This window comes from Bisbaumannia salifodinae (assembly GCF_055388505.1).
On record NZ_AP043781.1, the window covers coordinates 1,864,154 to 1,882,454 of the forward strand.

An 18,301-nucleotide genomic window follows, 5' to 3' on the forward strand; every position below is an offset into this window, starting at 1 on the left:
CTATCAGGAGGAGGCCGCGGCGCCGACGAGATGCTCGACGAAGCGCCGCACCTTGGCCAGCTCGCCCAGGTGTTCAGGATAGACCAGGTAATAGGCGCTGGCGCTGCGCAGCCGATGGGGGGAGGCGATGGCCAGGCGCCGCTCCTGGAGCTCCTCCTCGACGATAAAGCGCGGTACCAGGGCCACGCCGCCGCCAGCCATGGCGGTACGCACCAGCATGGGAAAGGTCTCGAAGCGGGTGCCGTGGTAGCTGCGGTCGGTGCTCACCCCTTGCTCGGCGAACCAGCGGTGCCAGGCATCCGGGCGGGTCGACAGGTGCAGTAGCGGCAGGTCGGCCAGCTCGGCGACGCTCCCGGATGACTGGCGGGCCAGCAGGGCAGGGGCCGCCACCGCCACCATCTCTTCGTCCAGCAGCTTGTGGCAGGCCAGGTCGGGCCAACTGCCGTGGCCATAGAAGAGCGCCACGTCGATATCCTGCTGCTCCAGGTCGAAGTCCTCGACCCGATCGTGGAACTCCAGGCTGATGCCCGGGTTGTTGGCCAGGAAGGCCGGCAGTCGGTCCGCCAGCCAGCGGGCGCCGAAGCTGGGCAGGGTAGCCACCTTGAGCACCTCGCTGTTGCCGCTGTAGGTCATGATGGCCTGGGTCGACATCTCGATCTGGGCCAATACCTTGCGCACGTCGCTGAGGAAGATGGCGCCCTCCGGCGTCAGCACCAGGTGGCGCCGCACGCGGCGAAACAGCTTGTGCTGCAGGTGCGCCTCGAGCTGAGCCACCTGCTTGCTGACCGCGCTCTGGGTCAGGCTCAGCTCGTCGGCGGCTCGGGTAAAGCTCATATGCCGGGCCGCCGCCTCGAAGCACTGCATGGCGGTGGTGGAAGGGAGGTTGCGTGAGGCCAAGCGCGGGGCTCCTGATCGGCGTCCGGACGCCAAACAGTAGCAGAGGCGGCCCTGGCTGGGAACGTGCCCCCAGGGCGCTTGGTACGGCGATACCGCCTGGCGTAGAGTGAGGGAATCCACGACTCGGCGAGGGAGTCGCCCGGCATGTCCGTCTTCGGCCTGCAGACCTGTACCCTGGGGCGCCAGCATGTGGCCCATGAGCACGCCTACCATCAGCTGATCCTGGCCAGCTCCGGCACCACCGAGCTGGCCCTGGAGCATCGCGGCCAGCGCATCACCCGGGAACTGGGCTGCCTGATCCCCACCGCCTGTCACCACGAATACCTGGGCGATGGTCGTAACCAGACCCTGGTGCTGGACGTGCCCCTGGCCAAGCTGGAGCGCCTGGCCTGCGCCGACGAGCTGCAGCGCCTCTTCGAGCGGCCGCGCTTCTTCGCCGTCTCACCCCAGCTGCAGCAACTGACCGCCACCCTGATGACCCAGGCCGAGCAGGCCCCGGCCCTGCACGACGAGATCGCCACCCTATTGCTGCGGGCCCTCTACCTGCAGCTGCACGACCAGGAGCTGAAGCGCGCCGAGCCCACGCCCCAGGCCCGTTCGCGGCTTGACCTGGCGCGCCTCGATGCCTGGATCGATGCCCACCTGGACGCCGCCATCCGCGTCGAGGCCTTGGCCGAGCTCTGCGCCCTGAGCCCGGGCCACTTCCATGCCTGCTTCCGCGAGGCCACGGGCCTCACCCCCCTGGCCTATGTGCAGCGCCGGCGCCTCGATCATGCCCGCGGCCTGGTGGCCGGCAGCCAACTGAGCCTGGGGCATATCGCCGGCCTGGTGGGCTTTCGCGACCAGGGCAGCTTCTCCCGAGCCTATCGCCGCCGGTTTGGCGAGGCGCCCTCCCGGGCTCGCCGTTAATGGGGGGCTGTCCCCGTTTGCCCCCCGTTTGCCAATTTCCGTGAGTCTCGGGCAAGGCCGGCGGAGTCTCGGCCAAGTGCCGGGGCCGGGAATGACCTAAGGTCAAAGTGAATCCTCCAACAACAATCAGGATCGGGACTCATGACCACCACACCGCGACTTCCCAAGCTCTTGGGCAAACCCCTGGGCAAGACCCTCGCCCTGGCGGCGCTGCCGCTGGCCATGGCGGCCGCCCAGGCCCAGGCGCAATCCTACGAGATGGTGATCGCCACCCAACTGCCCGAGAGCCTCAGCAACAACGAGATCTATCCCGCCCTGGTGCACTTCAAGAACCGCGTCGAGGCGCAGACCGACGGCGACCTGGCGGTGACCCTCTTCGGCGGCGGCCAACTGGGCTCCGAGGTGGAAAACGGCACCGAGGTGCAGGGCGGGCGTACCCTGCAGTCCACCATCATGTCGGCGGGCGCCATGTCCTCCTTCTACCCGGACTACCAGATGGTCACCGCGCCCTTCCTCTTTACCAGTTGGCGTCAGGCCTGGGCCTTCTTCGATGGCGAGTGGTTCGCCGACTTCATGGCGGGCACCCGGGAAGCGGCCAATATGCGCTACCTGGGTACCTTCGACGACGGTGGCGGCTTCGTGGCCTTTACCAACAACGTGCGGCTGATCGAGACGGTGGAGGACCTGGAGGGGCTGAATATCCGCACCGAGGAGAACCCCGCCCACGTGGCCATCATGCGCGCCCTGGGCGCCTCCGCCACGCCGCTGCCCTGGGGGGAGCTGATCACCGCCCTGGAAACCGGCCTGGCCGACGGCCAGTTCAATGCCCCGGTGCTCAATACCACCTTCAACTTCGATGCGGTGACCGACTACACCACCCTCACCGGCCACGTCTACAACAGCGCCCCCTGGGTGGTCAGCGAGTCCTGGTATCAGGAGCTACCCGAGGAGTACCAGGGGATCCTGGTCGGCGCCGCCCGGGAAGCCATCGAGATCAGCCACGGCATGTCCGGGGCCCTGGCCACCGCCAGTTGGGTGGAGTCCTGCGAGCGTTTCGAGGCCTGCTACCTGATGCCCCAGGCGGAGCGCGAGCGCATGGCGGAGATCGCCCGCCCGGCCTGGCAAGCGTGGATCGTCGACGATTTCGGCATGGAGGCCGGGCGGGTCGAGGCCTTCCTCGGCGAGGTGGAGCGGGTCGGCCGCCAGGTGGCCGAGGATGACCTGCGGATCTACGGCCAGTAATCGCGCCGAGCCCGGTGCCCGCCCTGGCGGGCGCCGGCCCCATCGAGGCTTGCCATGACCCTTCTGGTTTCCCTGCGTCGATTGAGCGATGGCGTCAATCACCTCGCCGTGGTGCTCTGCGTGGCCTGTATCCTGGCCATGCTGGGCATCTCCTTCACCGCCTTTCTCTACAAGCTGCTCACCGGCAGCACCCTGAGCTGGACCTACTCCCTGGCGCGGCTCTTCCTACCCTGGATCGGTTTTCTCTCCATGACCATCTCGCTGCGTTACGGCGAGCACGTGGCCATGACCCTGCTGGTGCGCAGCCTGCCCCGACCACTGGTGCAGTTGGCCGCCGGTGCCTGCCTGGCGGTCATGGCGCTCTTCGCCGCCATGCTGGTGTGGTATGGCTGGGGCTTCTTCCAGAACGCCACCCAGATCTACATGGTCTCGGATCGCATCCAGATTCCCAGCCAGGTCACCGCCATCGTGGTGCCCCTGAGCGGCCTCATCATGCTGCTGCATCTGGTGCACGGCTTCGCGCTGCTGGAGCACTTCATCGATGACGAGGCGGCCATCCACGACCTGATCGAGACCCCCGACTCGGAGACCCCGCGATGACGCCAGCCATTCTCGCTTTCGTGGTGCTGCTGCTGATCGGCGCCCCGGTGGCCATCGTCATGGCCATGTCGGGGCTGGTGGGCGGCTTCACCCTGGGCGGTGAGCGCATGCTGGGCATTATTGCCGACCGCATGTTCTCCGGTGTTTCCGGGTTCCTGCTGATCGCCGTGCCCTATTTCATCTTCACCGCCGAGCTGATGAACCAGGGCGGCCTGACCCAGAAGCTGATCGCCTTCAATAACGCCCTCTTCGGCCGGGTGCGCGGGGCCCTGTCCCACGTCAACATCTCGGTCTCGGTGTTCTTCGCCGGCCTCACCGGCGCCGCCATCACCGATACGGTGGCGATCGGCAAGATCATGATCCCGGAGATGAAGAAGCAGGGCTACGACGCCGAATACGCCGCCGCCATCACCGCCTGCTCGTCGATCATCGGCCCGATCATCCCTCCCAGCGTGGTGATGGTGGTCTATGCCACCCTGCTGCGGGATATCTCTGTGATCGATCTGTTCGCCGGCGGCATCATCCCCGGCCTGCTGATGGCCCTGGCCCTGCTGCTGGTCAGCTTCTTCCTGGCCTGGAAGCGCGGCTACCCCAAGCAGGCACCCACCCCGTTCAAGCTGGCGGTGGTCGCCTTCCTGGTGGCCCTGCCGGCCATGGTGGTGCCGCTGATCATCCTCGGCGGCATCCTCTCGGGGTTGACCACCATCACCGAGGCCTCCGGCTTCGCCGCGGTCTACGCCATCGTCATCGGCGTGGCCTTCTACCGCAACCTGACCTGGGGCAAGATCTGGCAGGCGCTGGTGGTCACGGTACGCTTCTCCGGGGTGGTGTTCTTCCTGCTGGCCACCTCGGCGGTGCTGGGCTGGTTCGTGACCCGTTCCGGCATCGCCCGGGAGGCCGCCGGCCTGATCACCACCTTCAGCGACTCCGCCTTCCTGCAGCTGATGCTGGTCTGCCTGCTGCTGATCCTGATTGGCACCGTGATGGACGTGCTGCCGGCCCTGGTGGTGGTGGCGCCGGTGCTGGTGCCGGCGATGATCCAGCTGGGTTTCGACCCGCTGCACTTCGCCATCCTGATGATCGTGGTGCTGAACGTTTCCAACGTGACGCCACCGGTGGGCATGACGCTGATGACCGCGGCGCGGATCGCCAACGTGCCCTACGAGCGGGCTATCATCGCCTCGCTGCCGTTCTATACCGCTTACCTGGCGGTGATCGTGCTGCTGGCTGCCTTCCCGGCGCTCTCTACCTGGATTCCCTCCCTGCTCGGCTAAGGACAAGGACACGCCATGAAGCTCTACTACCATCCCGACCAGGAGCGCCATGCGCCGCCCACCTTCCTGCTGCGCGGCGCGCCGGCCCCGTCGCCGGAGGGGCCCAAGCGCGCCGAGTTGCTGAGCCTGGGGCTGGCCCAGGCGGGGCTCTCGCTGAGTGCCCCGGCCAAGGCCGATACCCCGCGGCTGCGTGAGCGGCTGGGGCGCATCCACAGCGCCCGCTATCTCGATTTCCTCGAGACCATCCACGCCCGCTGGCAGGCGCTGCCCGGCGCCGCCGAACTGGTGGCGCCCAATGTGCACCCCTGCGGCGGCGGCCATCACTACCCGCGCCATCCGGTGGGCCAGGCCGGCTGGCACCTGCACGACATGGCCTGTCCCATCGGTGCCGGCAGCTTCCGCGGCATCCTGGCCAGCGCCGCCAGTGCCGAGGCCGCCGCCGAGGCGGTGCTGGGCGGCGAGCCGGGCGCCTATGCCCTGTGCCGGCCGCCGGGACACCATGCCGGGCCGGAGCGCGCCGGTGGCTTCTGCTTCCTCAACAACTCGGCGCTGGCCGCCACGGTGCTGCGCGAGCGCTTCGCGCGGGTGGCCATCGTCGACGTGGACCTGCACCACGGCAACGGCACCCAGGACATCTTCTATGCCCGCGGCGACGTCTGGACCGGCTCGCTGCATGCCGACCCCGCCGACTTCTACCCCTTCTTCTGGGGCGGTGCCGACGAGACCGGCAAGGGGGAGGGGCAGGGCGCGAACCTCAACCTGCCGCTGCCCCTGGGCAGCGACGGCGTGGCCTTCCTGGCCGCCCTGGAGCGGCTGCTGGCGGCCATGGCCGCCTTCCGCCCCCAGGCGCTGGTGGTGGCCCTCGGCCTGGACGCCCACAAGGACGACCCCCTGGCCGGCCTGAGCCTGGAGACCGAGGACTTCCGCGCCATCGGCGCGCGCCTGGCCGGCCTCGGCCTGCCCACGGTACTGGTGCAGGAGGGGGGCTACCCCACCGAGTACCTGGCCGACAACCTGCACGCCCTGATGGCGGGCTTTACCGCCACCTGAACCCCACAGTTGCCACTAGTGTTGTGGGTTGCCACTGGTGTTGTGGGTTGCCACTGGTGTTGTGGGAGTCCGGATTCCGGACGATGGCGACGAAGTCGCCCCCAGTGATTGGCGCCGCAGGCGCCTTTAGTGAAAAAATCAACCGAAGAGAGAGACACGCCATGACCGTCAGCTATCACCACAGCAATGCCCGCATGAGCCAGATCACCGTGCACAACGGCACCGTCTATCTGGCCGGCCAGGTGCCCAGCGACGCCTCCGCCGAGATGCGCGGCCAGACCGAGCAGGTGCTGACCCGTATCGACGAGCTGCTGGCCGAGGCCGGTACCTCCAAGCAGCACCTGATCAGCGCCCAGGTCTGGGTTACCAGCATGGCCGAGTTCGATGCCATGAACGCCGCCTGGGACGCCTGGGTGGTGCCGGGACGCCCGCCGGTCCGCGCCGCGGTGGAGGCCAAGCTGGCCAAGCCCGAGTGGAAGGTGGAGATCATGGTCACCGCCGCCCTGCCGGAGGCCTGAGATGCGCATCATCGGTGCCGAGGAGGTGGCCCGGGCCCTGGACTGGCGGGCCCTGGTGGCGCGCCTGGAGAAGACCTTCGTCCAGGGCGTGGAGGCGCCACCGCGCCACCACCACGCCATGCATCGCCCCGACGGCGAGGCCACCATGCTGCTGATGCCGGCCTGGGAAGCCGCCGGCTATATCGGCGTCAAGATGGTCAATGTCTTCCCGCAGAACGCCGAGCACGGCCTGCCGGCCATCGCCGGGGTCTACCTGCTCAGCGAGGGCCAGCACGGCCGGCCCCTGGCCTGCCTCGACGGCAGCGAGCTGACCCGCCGGCGCACCGCCGCCGCCTCGGCCCTGGCGGCCCAGGCCCTGGCTCGGGACGATGCCGAGACCCTGCTGGTAGTGGGCACCGGCAAGCTGGCACCCATGGTCATCGAGGCCCATGCCGCGGTGCGTCCCATCAAGCGGGTGCGGGTCTGGGGGCGCAACCCCGACAAGGCGCGGGCCATCGCCGCCGACTACGCCGGGCGCTTCGATAGCGCCGCCGTGGGGGATCTCGAAGCGGCCTGCCGGGAGGCGGATATCGTCAGTTGCGTGACCCTGTCCAGCGAGCCGCTGATTCGCGGCGCCTGGCTCGCCCCGGGCAGCCACCTGGACCTGATCGGTGCCTTCCGCCCCAGCATGCGCGAGACCGACGCCGACTGCCTGGCGCGCAGCGAGGTCTATGTGGACACCTATGCCGGGGCCCGGGGCGAGGCGGGGGATATCCTCCAGGCCATCGACGAGGGGGCCTTCGCTTTTGATTCCATTCGCGGCGAGCTGGCCGAATTGCTGCGTGGCGACCGGCCCGGTCGCTCCTCGCCGCAGGCGATTACCCTGTTCAAGTCGGTGGGGGCGTCGCTGGAGGATCTAGCGGCGGCCATTGAGGTCTGGGAGCGCCAGGAGGGCGGGGCATGAGTTCGGCCGTCGGGACGGGCTTCTTCTGGCACGAGCGCTGCTTCTGGCACGATGCCGGGGCCATCGGGGTCTTCTCGGCCCCGGGGGCCTTCCTGCAGCCTCAGCCCGCCTCGGAGAGCCCCGAGAGCAAGCGCCGCCTGAAGAACCTGCTGGAGGTCTCTGGGCTGATCGACGAGCTGGCGGTGCGCAAGGCGCCGCCCGCCGATCGCCGGGCCCTGGAGCGCTTCCACACCGCCGCCTACCTGGATGCCCTGGAGGCGGGGGACGCGGCCCGCGGCGGCGACGGCGGCGATTGCGCACCCTATACCCCCGGCAGCCTGGCCGCGGCGCGCCAGTCGGCAGGGCTGGCCATGGCTGCCGTGGAAGCGGTGGCCCGGGGCGAGCTGGCCAACGCCTATGCCTTGTGTCGCCCGCCGGGCCACCATGCCGAGGCGGATCGTGGCCGCGGCTTCTGCCTGCTGGGCAATATCCCTGTCGCCGTGCACCAGGCCCGCGCCACGGGCCCCCTGGGGCGGGTGGCCATCCTCGACTGGGACGTTCACCACGGCAACGGCCAGCAGTCGGCCTTCTATAGCGATCCCGAGACCCTGACGGTCTCGATCCACCAGGCCGCCAACTACCCGCTGGACAGCGGCACCTTCGAGGAGCGCGGCGAAGGAGCGGGGCGGGGCGCCAACCTCAACCTGCCGCTGCCGCCGGGCTCGGGCCTGGGCGCCTACGACCATGCGGTGCGCGAGCTGGTGCTGCCGGCCCTGGAGGTCTTCGCCCCTGAACTGATCATTGTCGCCTGCGGCTATGACGCCGCTGCCAAGGACCCCTTGGGCAAGATGCTGCTCAACAGCGCCGCCTTCGCGGCCATGACCGCCCAGGTCAAGGCCCTGGCCGAGCGGGTCTGCGGTGGACGCCTTGTGATGATCCACGAGGGCGGCTACTCGGAAGGCTATGTGCCGCTGTGTGGCCATGCGGTGATCCAGACCCTGGCCGGCAGCCGCACCGCCGTGCCCGACCCCCAGAATGACGAGATCGCCGCCTGGGGCTACCAGGCTCTGCAACCCCACCAGCGCGACCTGATCGACGGCTGGCGGCGTATGCTCGAAGGAGAGGCCCTATGATGACCCCGCTGTATGATCGGGATGGGGGAACTTGTCAGCGGCTGGACGGCCGGCGCCGTCTCCCGGACCCTCTGGAAGGAGAGGCTCTATGACGACCCCGCTGTATGACCGGGATGGTTGGATCTGGCTCGACGGCGACTGGCTGCCCTGGCGGGAGGCCCAGACCCATCTGCTGACCCATAGCCTGCACTACGGCATGGGCTGCTTCGAGGGGGTGCGCGCCTACGCCGGCCCCGGCGGCACCCACCTGTTCCGGGTGGCGGAGCATACCCGGCGGCTGCTGGATAGCGCCCACGCCCTGGATATACCGTTATCTTGCGGCGCCGAGGCGCTGATCCAGGCCCAGCGCCAGTGCCTGGCCAGGAACGGTCTGAGCAACGCCTACCTCAAGCCTACCGTCTTCCTGGGCGCCGAGGGACTGGGGCTGCGCGCCAAGGGGCTCTCCAGCCATGTGATGATCGCCGCCTGGGACCTGGGCGACTATATCTCGCCCCAGGCGGCGCGAGTCGGGCTGCGCGCGCTGACTTCCTCCTGGGCCCGCCACCACGTCAATATCAGCCTGTGCCGGGCCAAGACCAACGGCCACTACGTCAATGCCATGCTGGCCCTCAATACCGCGGTCAAGGCGGGCTTCGACGAGGCTATCATGCTCGACCCGGAGGGCTATGTGGCGGAGGCCTCGGCGGCCAATGTCTTCCTGTTCCGCGACGGGGTGCTGCATACCCCGGAGGTCACCTCCTGCCTGCAGGGCATCACCCGCGACAGCGTGATTCGCCTGGCCCGCGAGGTGCTGGGCATGGAGGTGCGCGAACGGCGCATCACCCGCGACGAGCTCTACCTGGCCGACGAGGCCTTCCTGACCGGTACCGCCGCCGAGCTGTTGCCGCTGCGCGAGCTGGACGGTCGCCATATCGGCGCCCGGACCGGGGCGCCGGCGGTGGGTGAGCCCATCGCCGACGACTCGCTGACCGCCCGCCTGCAGGCACTCTACCGGCGGGTGACCCGGGGCGAGCTGGGCGGGGAGTTGAGCGCCTTCGGCGACTGGCTCACTGCCGTTTAGGCCCCTCACGCCAACTCTGGCATCATAAGCGCGAACTCATGGTGTCGGAGGTGGCATGGCCTTGGCCGTGGTGCTGGTGGTGCTCTCGGGAGGCTGGGGGGCGCTGGCCCTGGACTATCAGGCGGGGCGGCCCTGGGCACTGGCCTGGAGCGGACTGAGCCTGGCGTTGCTGGCCGTCGCCTTGCGGGGGAGCCCCTGGACGGCGGCGTTGGTCCAGGGCGGGTTGCACCTCGCGCTGCTCGGCTGGTGGTTTAGCCTGGCCCCTTCCAACGCGCGTGACTGGGCCGCGGACGTGGCGCAGATGCTCGAGGGCGAGGTCGACGGGGAGCGATTGATCCTCCACCAGGTGCGTGACTTCCGCTGGCAGGACCGGGAAGCGGGCGAGCCCCACTGGGAGACCCGGGAATACGATCTGTCGCGGCTTGCCTCGGTGGACCTGCTGATCTCCAACTGGGGGCTGCCGCTGATCTCCCATGTGATGGTGACCTTCGGCTTCGACGACGGTGACTTCCTCACCTTCTCGGTGGAGATCCGCCGCGAGCGACACGAGGCCTTCTCGTCGTTGGCCGGTTTCTTCAAGCAGTACGAGCTGAGCATCGTCGCCGCCACGGAGCGCGACCTGGTGGGGGGGCGCACCAATCACCGCGGCGAGCGGGTCAGCCTCTACCGGATCGAGATGTCGCCCCGGGCGCGGCGCGAGCTGCTGCTCTCCTATGTGGCGGAAGCCAATGCCCTGCACGAGGCGCCGCGTTTCTACCACACCATCACCGCCAACTGCACCACCATCGTCTACGCCATGATGCGGCGCATCGTCGACGGCCTGCCCATGGACTACCGGCTGTTGCTGACCGGGCGCCTGGCGGATTATGTGCATGCGGTGGATGGCCTGATGCCGGGCTACTCCCTCGCCACCCTCAAGGCCCGCGCCGATATCACCGAGGCGGCCCGCCAGGCCGGCGATGCCGACGACTTCTCCTGGCGCATTCGCCAGGGCGTGCCGGGGTGGGAATAAACAAAAAAAACGCCGCCGACTCCCGTCGGTGGCGTGGTGGTCCTAGCCCTCCCTGGGCACCCTCCCGGTGCCGACCTTCCCTACAGGGCCTCCTGGCCCTTCGCGTCCCTGGCGTGGCGTCCGGCAGTGTCCCTTGCCGCCATTTCACTCTAGTCGGCATAGATGACAATGCCATAACGATAGTGTTAACGGTGCATGACAACTTCGCCCGAGAGCCTAGCGCAGGGCCCGCTCGAGGATCTCGAGTCGTCCCGGGGCCAGGGCGTCCTCCACCGCGGTGATGCGCAGGATATGCCCCAGGGCCGGGTGATTGGGCCGGGCGATCAGTCGGCCCGCCTCCAGCAACTGGCGATTGACCCGCTCGGCGAGTTCGGCATCGGCCAGGCGGATGGCGATAAAGTTGGTGGCACTCGGCAGCACCTCGGCGCCCAGCTCGCGGAAGTGGCCGGCGAGCCGCTCGCGCCGGGCCTTGACCGCCTGGATATGCGCGCGCACCTCTTCGGGGTGATCCAACACCACCTCGGCGGCGGCCTGGCTCAGGGTCGAGACCGCATAGTGGATGCGCACCTTCATCAGCATGGCCAGGGTCTCGGCCTCGGCGATGGCATAGCCGACCCGCAGGCCCGCCAGGCCGTGGGCCTTGGAGAGGGTGCGCAGGCGCACCACCCCGGCCAGGGCCTGGTTGACCTCGGGCGCCTCGGCATCGTCGCGGAAGTCATGATAGGCCTCGTCGAGCAGCAGCCAGCAGTACTCGGGCAGGCGCTGGCGCAGGGTGCGGATGGCGCTGTCGTCGTGGAGATGGCCGCCGGGGTTGTCCGGGTTAGCCAGATAGACCAGGCGCGCCTCGGCGTCGTGAGCCGCGTCGATCAGCGCCTCCAGGTCCGGGGCCAGCACGCCGGGCGCCTCCCGGTAAGGCACTTCATGCAGGCTGAGCCCCTGGCCCTGGGCGAAGTAACCGAAGGTGGGGTAGGTGCCGGCGGTGGTCACCACCGACTCACCGGGACTGACCAGGCCGCGCAGCGCCAGGGCGATCAGGCTATCGGCGCCGGCATCCACCAGCAGCTGCTCCAGCGGGATGGCGAGCTGCACGGAGAGGCGCCGGCGGATGCCCAGCGCCTCGGCATCGCCGTAGCAGTAGACATGCTCCACCAGGGCATCGCCGAAGTGCTCGCGCAGCGCCCGATGGGGCATGTCGAGCCCCTCGTTGGAGCCCAGGCGATGGGGAATCTCCCGGCCCAGGCGCCGCTCCAGGACCTTGATGCCGGGGAAGGGGTTGGTCGGGCCGGAACCCGTCAGATGCTTGGGAAAGCGGGGCATAGCTCAGCCTTGTTGCCGGAAAGCGATGGCCCCATGGTGCCATAACCAGGCGGAGATGGGGGCCTGCCGGGGCGCCTGCGGCGCCAATCGTCCGGGGAACCCGAACTCCCACAACACCAGTGGCAACCCACACCGTGGGAGCGCGGATTCCGCGCGATATCGCCCGCAGGGCGATCCTGACTGCCACCAAGGGCGACTGCGTCGCCCAATCGCCGAAGCGTCGGACCGCCGGAGAGCCGAACTCCCACAACACCAGTGGCCACCCAGCCTAGTGTGGGAGCGCGGATTCCGCGCGATATCGCCCGAAGGGCGATCCTGGTGTCGGCGTCAGTGGGATTCTACGGCTCCAGCGAGGCCAGCAGCCCGCGCAGCAGCGAGAGCTCCTTGCGGCTGGGCTGGGCGCGGGCGAACAGCGCCTGCAGGTGCTGCTCGGTGCGGGCATGGGGCTGGGTGATAAAGCCGCTGGCCTGCATCACCCGGGAGAGATGGGCATGGAAGTGGGCCAACTGCTCGCGGCTCGGCTGGCGCTCCTGGGTGGCACGCTGGGGTTCATAGCCGCTCTCCGGGCGCAGCCGCCAGGCCTTGAACGCCTCATAGGCCAGGACCTGCACCGCCTGGGAGAGGTTCAAGATGCCGTAATCCGGGTTGGCGGGAATGCTGACCTGATGGCTGCAGCAGCGGATCTCGTCGTTGGTCAGGCCGAAGCGCTCGCGGCCGAAGACCATGGCCACCGGGTCGTGCTCGGCCTGAGTGATCAGGTCGCGGGCCATGGCATCCGGCTCGTCGTAGTGGGGTAGCGGCTGGTTGCGTAGCCGGGCGCTGGCCCCCACCACCTGCACGCAGTCCGCGACCGCCGCCTCCAGGGAGTCCACCACCCGAGCGGATTCGACGATATCCTCGGCGCCGGCGGCCAGGCGGCTCGCCTCCGGGTCGGGAAACTGGCGGGGATTGACCAGCACCAGGTCCGTCAGCCCCATGGTCTTCATGGCCCGGGCCGAGGCACCGATATTGCCGGGGTGGTAGGTCTGGACGAGGACGACGCGAAGATTGGCGAGCATGGCAGAGCGGCCCTGATGATCAAAAACAGGCGGCAAATTCTAGCACGGTGACGGGGGAAAGGGCGGGCGCCTGCGGCGCCAATCGTTTTAGCCATGGTCCGATGGTTCGTCGATTCCGCCTATCTCGGCCATCAGATAATCACGAATAAAGTGGTGCTTTCTTTCGGCAACCAGACCGAGCACGACCTCGATATCCAGATTCAGGTAGTCGTGGACGATACGGTTCCGCAGCCCGATCACGGCGTTCCAGATCGGCAGGTCGGCGGAGTCTACTCGGCCGTGAACCGATAGGCTCTTGAAGGCATCGTAGGCGGAGACCGGCACGGGTTGATTCATGGCCTTGAGGGTATGTTTCGCCTTGCCGATGGCATTTTCGCTGAGCACTTGCAGGCTGTGCAGGACCCCATTCTCCTCCAGCGGACTCAGAGTGCGCCCTTGATCCAACAAGGCCGCGGCCTGATCCAGGACGGCACTCTGTCGTGCTGCCAACTGGCGGGTTTCCGCCAGATAAAGATCAAGCCGCATACTCTTGCTCCAGATACCAATGCTCGAGGTCATGCCAGGTACGACTCAAGAAGCGCATCCATGGCAGGTCGTCCTCTCCGGCCAAGGGAATGCCTTCTTCGGCAACTACGGTGCGAATCGTCAGGTTGGCCCGCTTCAGGTCGATAATATCGATGGTGTCCGGCTCACAGGCCAAGTGCTGAGCCAGGACGGATTTGAGACGCTCATTGCGTGACAAGGTCTCCAGTGCCGATGCGTTGTCATTTTTCCACTGGACGGCGATATCCCAGTCACTGTCCGGCCGCGCATCATCCCTGGCGCGGCTACCGATCAAGGTCGCGAAATCGAGGCCGTCGATACTCGAGAGGGCATGGCGCAGCGCTACCAGAGATTCCTGCATGGCCATCGTGGCTCCTTGGGTCGCCTATCGATATCCCCATTGTCGGTGGCGTCCACCGGAGTGGCAACCGTCGGTTGTGGATTCAACCCATCAGTGCCGTGACAGCGGGGTCAGGCTGGCGGGGGCCAGGGGCGGGCGGTCGCGGTGCTCGCCGAGCGGCCGACCCTCCAGGGCGGTGAGCAGGATCTGCAAGGGGTCGCCGTGGCTGACCAGCAGCAATGTCTGGTCGGCGTGGCGGCGTTCCAGCTCATCGATCACCGCGGTCAGGCGCGTGGCCACCTGGGCCACGCTCTCCACCCCGGCATGGCGATGCGCGGGATCCCGGGCGTCCCGGGCCCAGACCTCGGCGTAGTGGCCGTCGTCCTTGCCCTCGAGAGCGGCGAAGTAGCGCTCCCGCAGCCCCGGGTGCGGGGCCAGCGTCAGGCCGAAGTGGTCGGCCAGGCGCTGGGCGGTCTGGGTGGTGCGCATAAAGTCGGAGTGGTAGATGGCGTCCGGGGCCGGGCCCTGCCAGGCGTCGAGGCAGGCCGCCAGCTGGGCCTCGCCCCGGGCCGAAAGGCCGAAGCCGGCGACCCCGCGGACGGGGTCGCTGACGATCAGGCCGGCGGCATTGGCCTGGCTATGGCCGTGGCGCATCAAGAGGTAGCGATTGGTCAGTGGTGGCATGCGTCGTCCTTGCTCCATTGTCTACCCCAGGCTCTCGCGGTGCTGGAAGAGCATGAATTGCCGGAACAGCTCCGCCTGGCTGCCGATATGCAGCTTGGCATAGAGCCGCTTGCGGTGGTTCTTGACCGTGCCGGGGGTGATGCCCAGCTCGGTGGCGATCTCCGGGCCGGTATGGCCGCGCAGGATTAGCCAGGCGACCTGGCGCTCCCGCTCGCTGAGTACCCCCTGGCCGAAGCTGTGCAGCAGGCTGGGCGACTCGACCGGGGTGGGCAGGTGCAGGCTGCTGGCCAGCCAGAACTGGCGAATCAGCGCCTCCAGCAGCGGGAAGAGGTAGTCGAGGGTGGCCAGCAGCTCGCCCTGGCTAGGGGTATGGTTGCGGCGATAGAAGCCGAAGGAGAGCGACAGGCAGTCGCCGTCGTCCAGGGGAAAGAAGGCCGCCGCCTCGTCGTAGAGGCCCAGGTCCCGATAGTAGGTGGCGTAGTAGTCGCTGTGGCGAAAGCCCGCCGGGGCCAGCTCATCCAGGCTGGCCAGGCCGCCGCGGCGCTCGGTCTGCCAGTAGCGGTAGCAGGGGTCGAGCAGGTACATGCGCTCCACATAGGGGGCCAGCACCCGGCGTTCCAGGTCGGCGCTGAGGTTATGGGCCAGCACCGTGGGCCGGCCCCGGGCCGCGAAGTGGAAGACCGCATGGCTGATGCCCGGGAAATAGGCCTCCAGGGCCTGGCCCAGGCCGGTCAGAAACTCCGGGGAGCGAACCTGATCCGCCAGCCGGGCCATGGGGGCCAGGCTGGCGGGGGGAAGGGAAGCGGGGGGCATCATCGGTCGGGGGCTTACTCCTGGAGTTGTGACCCTTACTGTACCTTGCTGGCCGGTCAATACCATCGCCGTCAGGCGCCCCAGGACATTACCTCACCGTGGCCCGCGAATATCGCCCACCAGGTCGGCGGCGCGGCCGATCAGCTCGGCCTGGTGGGGCTCCAGCCGCTGGCCACCCCACCGGGCGATCTCGTCATTGGCCGGATCCCGGGCGGCGGTCGCGCTGCCGGACAACGCCTGGATCACCGCATGGCCGCAGAAGGGCACATAGCCTTCCGAGTAGCCGCCCTCGTGAACCATCACCAGGCGCCCCTCGCAGAGCCGCTCGGCGACGGCCACCAGTTGCTCGGTCATGCGCCCGAAAGCGGCGCTATTGAGCAGCATGCAGCCCAGCGGGTCCATGGCGCTGGCGTCGTAGCCGCAGGCCACCACGATCAGCTCCGGTTGGAAGCGCTCGAAGGCCGGGATCACCACCCGCTCCAGGCAGGCCTGGTAGGCGCCGATGCCGCTGCCGGCGGGCAGGGGCACGTTAAGGGTATGGCCGAAGCCCGGCCCCTCGCCGCGCTCCGCCAGGCCGCCGCTGTCCACCGGGTAGTTGCTGTCGTGGTGCAGCGAGATGGCCAGCACCTCGTCGCGCTCCCAGAAGGCCTGCTGGGTGCCATTGCCGTGGTGGACGTCCCAGTCGAGTACCGCCACCCGCCGGATGCCGTGGCGCTCCATTATGGTCATCACCGCCACCGGGATATTGCCCAGCAGGCAGAAGCCGCGGCCGCGGTCGCGCTCGGCATGGTGGCCCGGTGGCCGGCACAGGGCATAGGCGTTGTCGCAGTCGCCGCGCAGTACGGCGTCCATGGCGGCGATGGCCTGGCCGGTGGAACGCCGGGCGATCGCGTAGCTGTCCTTGCGCAGCGGCGCGCACTCGCCGGCATCGCCGAAGCCCCGCTCGCTCATGGCCGCCAGGCGGTCGAGGTAGTCGCGGGTATGGAAGCGCAGCAGGTCGGTCTCCTCGGCGGGGGCGCCCTTGATGGGCACCAGCTCGTCGATCAGGCCGGTTACCTCCAGCAGGTTGCGCAGGCGGCGCTTGGTCTCCGGGTGCTCGGCGGCGCCGGCGGGCTGCACATGGCCGCCGGGTTCGGCGAACACCGAGCAGGGGCCACCGTCATGCCACAGGCAGTGTTCGTGAAAGGCGAAGGCGGTACGGCGCATGGCGTGTCTCCTTGGGAAATTATTGGTTAGCCGAGCAGGAAGAAGAGGATGGCGCTGACCGCTGCCGCCAGCAGCACATAGGGCAGCTGGGTCAGGGCATGCTGCATCGGCGAGATGCCGCAGCCCCGGGCGCTGAGCACCGTGGAGTCGCCGAAGAAGCAGGCGTGGGAGCCAAAGGCGCCGGCGGAGATCATGGCGCCGAGGGTCAGCGGCAGGGAGGCGTCGGTGGCCAGGGCCAGCGGAATCACGATGGGGAAGGCGATGGCATAGACGCCCCAGAAGGAGCCGGTGGAGAAGGCCAGCCCCGCCAGCACCAGGAAGGTGATGCCCGGCAGCCAGGCGCCGCGCATCAGCGGCTCCACCCAGCCGATCAGCGTCTCGGTCAGGCCCAGGGACTCGTTCACCGACTGCAGCATAAAGGCGGCGAAGACGATGCCCAGGGGCAGCAGCATCTGCTGGAAGCCGGCCAGCAGCTCATCGAAGAGGCGGTTCAGCGGGGCGATATCCTGGGCCACATAGAGCGCCAAAGTCACCAGCAGGGCGAATCCCACCCCGATCAGCGCATCGATATCGAACCACCAGGTGGCCAGCAGCAGGGTGGCCACCGGCAGCAGGAAGTTGATCAGCCGCGGCGGGCGTTGCGTGCAGGCCTCCTCCTGCTGGGCCTGGGCGTCATCGTCCAGGCGCATTTCTTCGCCACGCTCGGCGGCCTTCATGCGGCCCAGCACCGGCACCACCCCCAGGGCCACCAGGATCACCAGGACGAGTGCCACCCAGGGGTAGAAGAGGTAGGGCACCAGCCCGAGGTAATAGGCGAAGCCCTGGCCGGAGTCGGCCACCCGGTTGCTCTCCAACAGGCCGGCCAGGTAGATGGCCCAGGTGGAGAAGGGGATCAGCAGGCAGATGGGCGCCGCCGTGGAGTCGACGATATAGGCCAGCATGGAGCGGGAGATCTTCAGCTTGTCGAAGAGCCGCTTCATGGCCGCCGAGACGGTCATGGCGTTGAGGTAGTCGTCGATAAAGATCAGCGCGCCGAGGCCCGTGCTGCCCAGCATGGCGCCGCGGCGGGTCGTCAGGTAGCGTCCGGCGCTGCGGCTGAAGGCCTCGGTGCCCCGGGCGAACTGCAGCAGGCCGATCAGGCTACCCAACAGGCCGCAGACCAGGATGATCCAGCCCATGGTGGGATCCTGCATCACCGCGAGGCCGGTGACCGCCATCTCCTGGACGGCGGTGGTGGGAGAGAGCAGGATAAAACCGCTCAGGGCCCCGGCCAGCAGCGCCTCCAGGGTGCGCTGGGTGATCAGCGCCATGCTGATCACCACCAGGGTAGGCAGCAGCACATAGGCCCCGTAGTGCTCCCCGGCGGCCAGCCAGTGGCCGCTCAAGCTGGCCACCAGGACCACCGCCAGGAAGATCAAGCCGCGGCGCAGGCCGCTATCGGCGCGCAGGCCATGCCCACGCGGATGGGAAGTCGCCTTGTCCATTGCGTTCACCTTGTTGTTGTAGATAGCTGTTGTTGAGGAGGTGTGGTGACGCCAGTGGAGCACCCCGGGCGCTGGCCTGGCGATATCCCCAAGGGGATAGTCCTGGGGGAGCCCTGAAGGAATAGCCCTGAGGTGGTGAAGGTAGACATTTCTTCACGGATGTGTCGCCATATCACGACTGGGCGGGAAGAGTAAAATAGCGCAACATATGGATTTACTGGCCTATTCGCCGTGGAGGC

Annotated in this window: 19 protein-coding genes; 10 read left to right on the plus strand and 9 right to left on the minus strand. The window is 68.3% G+C overall.

Annotated elements, in window-relative coordinates; translation table 11 throughout:
- Window positions 1–3: 3 nt before the first annotated feature.
- Window positions 4–897, minus strand: a complete 894-nt coding sequence (locus tag ACZ5EF_RS08405; RefSeq protein WP_346060555.1) for a LysR substrate-binding domain-containing protein — start codon at window positions 895–897, stop codon at window positions 4–6.
- A 144-nt stretch (window positions 898–1,041) separates the two neighbouring features.
- Here ACZ5EF_RS08405 and ACZ5EF_RS08410 point away from each other — a divergent pair, with 144 nt between their 5' ends.
- The 10 genes from ACZ5EF_RS08410 to ACZ5EF_RS08455 all read left to right on the plus strand — a co-directional run bounded on the left by ACZ5EF_RS08410 (window position 1,042) and on the right by ACZ5EF_RS08455 (window position 10,617).
- The gene (locus ACZ5EF_RS08410) at window positions 1,042–1,806 is read left to right on the plus strand and encodes an AraC family transcriptional regulator (protein WP_346060554.1); all 765 of its coding nucleotides are present in this window, start codon (window positions 1,042–1,044) and stop codon (window positions 1,804–1,806) included.
- A gap of 141 nt (window positions 1,807–1,947) precedes the next feature.
- On the plus strand, window positions 1,948–3,048 hold the full coding sequence (dctP, locus tag ACZ5EF_RS08415; RefSeq protein WP_346060553.1) for a TRAP transporter substrate-binding protein DctP: 1,101 nt from the start codon (window positions 1,948–1,950) through the stop codon (window positions 3,046–3,048).
- A 54-nt stretch (window positions 3,049–3,102) separates the two neighbouring features.
- The gene (locus tag ACZ5EF_RS08420; RefSeq protein WP_346060552.1) at window positions 3,103–3,648 is read left to right on the plus strand and encodes a TRAP transporter small permease; all 546 of its coding nucleotides are present in this window, start codon (window positions 3,103–3,105) and stop codon (window positions 3,646–3,648) included.
- A complete protein-coding gene (locus ACZ5EF_RS08425; RefSeq protein WP_346060551.1) occupies window positions 3,645–4,922 on the plus strand; it encodes a TRAP transporter large permease in 1,278 nt (425 codons plus the stop codon). The genes ACZ5EF_RS08420 and ACZ5EF_RS08425 overlap by 4 nt, the downstream gene beginning before the upstream one ends.
- A 15-nt stretch (window positions 4,923–4,937) precedes the next feature.
- A complete protein-coding gene (locus ACZ5EF_RS08430; protein WP_346060550.1) occupies window positions 4,938–5,972 on the plus strand; it encodes a histone deacetylase family protein in 1,035 nt (344 codons plus the stop codon).
- Window positions 5,973–6,133: 161 nt separating this feature from the next.
- Window positions 6,134–6,490: a RidA family protein gene (locus ACZ5EF_RS08435; protein WP_346060549.1), complete on the plus strand. Its 357-nt coding sequence runs from the start codon at window positions 6,134–6,136 to the stop codon at window positions 6,488–6,490.
- Window position 6,491: 1 nt separating this feature from the next.
- Complete coding sequence (gene lhpI, locus ACZ5EF_RS08440) at window positions 6,492–7,433, plus strand: bifunctional Delta(1)-pyrroline-2-carboxylate/Delta(1)-piperideine-2-carboxylate reductase (protein WP_346060548.1); 942 nt, start codon at window positions 6,492–6,494, stop codon at window positions 7,431–7,433.
- A complete protein-coding gene (locus tag ACZ5EF_RS08445) occupies window positions 7,430–8,545 on the plus strand; it encodes a class II histone deacetylase (protein WP_346060547.1) in 1,116 nt (371 codons plus the stop codon). The genes lhpI and ACZ5EF_RS08445 overlap by 4 nt, the downstream gene beginning before the upstream one ends.
- Before the next feature lie 88 nt (window positions 8,546–8,633).
- A complete protein-coding gene (locus ACZ5EF_RS08450; protein ID WP_346060546.1) occupies window positions 8,634–9,605 on the plus strand; it encodes a branched-chain amino acid transaminase in 972 nt (323 codons plus the stop codon).
- Between the two features lie 55 nt (window positions 9,606–9,660).
- Window positions 9,661–10,617, plus strand: a complete 957-nt coding sequence (locus ACZ5EF_RS08455; protein WP_346060545.1) for an Lnb N-terminal periplasmic domain-containing protein — start codon at window positions 9,661–9,663, stop codon at window positions 10,615–10,617.
- A gap of 216 nt (window positions 10,618–10,833) precedes the next feature.
- Here the strand turns inward: ACZ5EF_RS08455 and ACZ5EF_RS08460 are convergent, their stop codons facing one another.
- From ACZ5EF_RS08460 to ACZ5EF_RS08495, 8 genes are all read right to left on the minus strand, one after another.
- Window positions 10,834–11,934: an aminotransferase class I/II-fold pyridoxal phosphate-dependent enzyme gene (locus ACZ5EF_RS08460; RefSeq protein ID WP_346060544.1), complete on the minus strand. Its 1,101-nt coding sequence runs from the start codon at window positions 11,932–11,934 to the stop codon at window positions 10,834–10,836.
- Between the two features lie 338 nt (window positions 11,935–12,272).
- Entirely contained in the window at window positions 12,273–12,992 is a 720-nt protein-coding gene (locus ACZ5EF_RS08465) for an RNA methyltransferase (RefSeq protein ID WP_346060543.1), read from the minus strand.
- Window positions 12,993–13,079: 87 nt separating this feature from the next.
- Window positions 13,080–13,517 (minus strand): type VII toxin-antitoxin system HepT family RNase toxin, encoded by a 438-nt coding sequence (gene hepT / locus ACZ5EF_RS08470; protein ID WP_346060542.1) that lies wholly within the window; start codon window positions 13,515–13,517, stop codon window positions 13,080–13,082.
- Complete coding sequence (gene mntA, locus ACZ5EF_RS08475) at window positions 13,507–13,902, minus strand: type VII toxin-antitoxin system MntA family adenylyltransferase antitoxin (protein WP_346060541.1); 396 nt, start codon at window positions 13,900–13,902, stop codon at window positions 13,507–13,509. Before mntA ends, hepT begins: the two co-directional genes overlap by 11 nt.
- A gap of 84 nt (window positions 13,903–13,986) precedes the next feature.
- Window positions 13,987–14,559 (minus strand): histidine phosphatase family protein, encoded by a 573-nt coding sequence (locus ACZ5EF_RS08480; protein ID WP_346060540.1) that lies wholly within the window; start codon window positions 14,557–14,559, stop codon window positions 13,987–13,989.
- Window positions 14,560–14,580: 21 nt separating this feature from the next.
- Entirely contained in the window at window positions 14,581–15,375 is a 795-nt protein-coding gene (locus ACZ5EF_RS08485) for a helix-turn-helix transcriptional regulator (RefSeq protein ID WP_346060539.1), read from the minus strand.
- 90 nt (window positions 15,376–15,465) lie between these two features.
- Window positions 15,466–16,578, minus strand: coding sequence for a class II histone deacetylase (locus ACZ5EF_RS08490; RefSeq protein ID WP_346060538.1), 1,113 nt, complete (start codon window positions 16,576–16,578; stop codon window positions 15,466–15,468).
- 26 nt (window positions 16,579–16,604) lie between these two features.
- Window positions 16,605–18,062, minus strand: coding sequence for a Na+/H+ antiporter NhaC family protein (locus tag ACZ5EF_RS08495; protein ID WP_346060537.1), 1,458 nt, complete (start codon window positions 18,060–18,062; stop codon window positions 16,605–16,607).
- Window positions 18,063–18,301 lie beyond the last annotated feature (239 nt).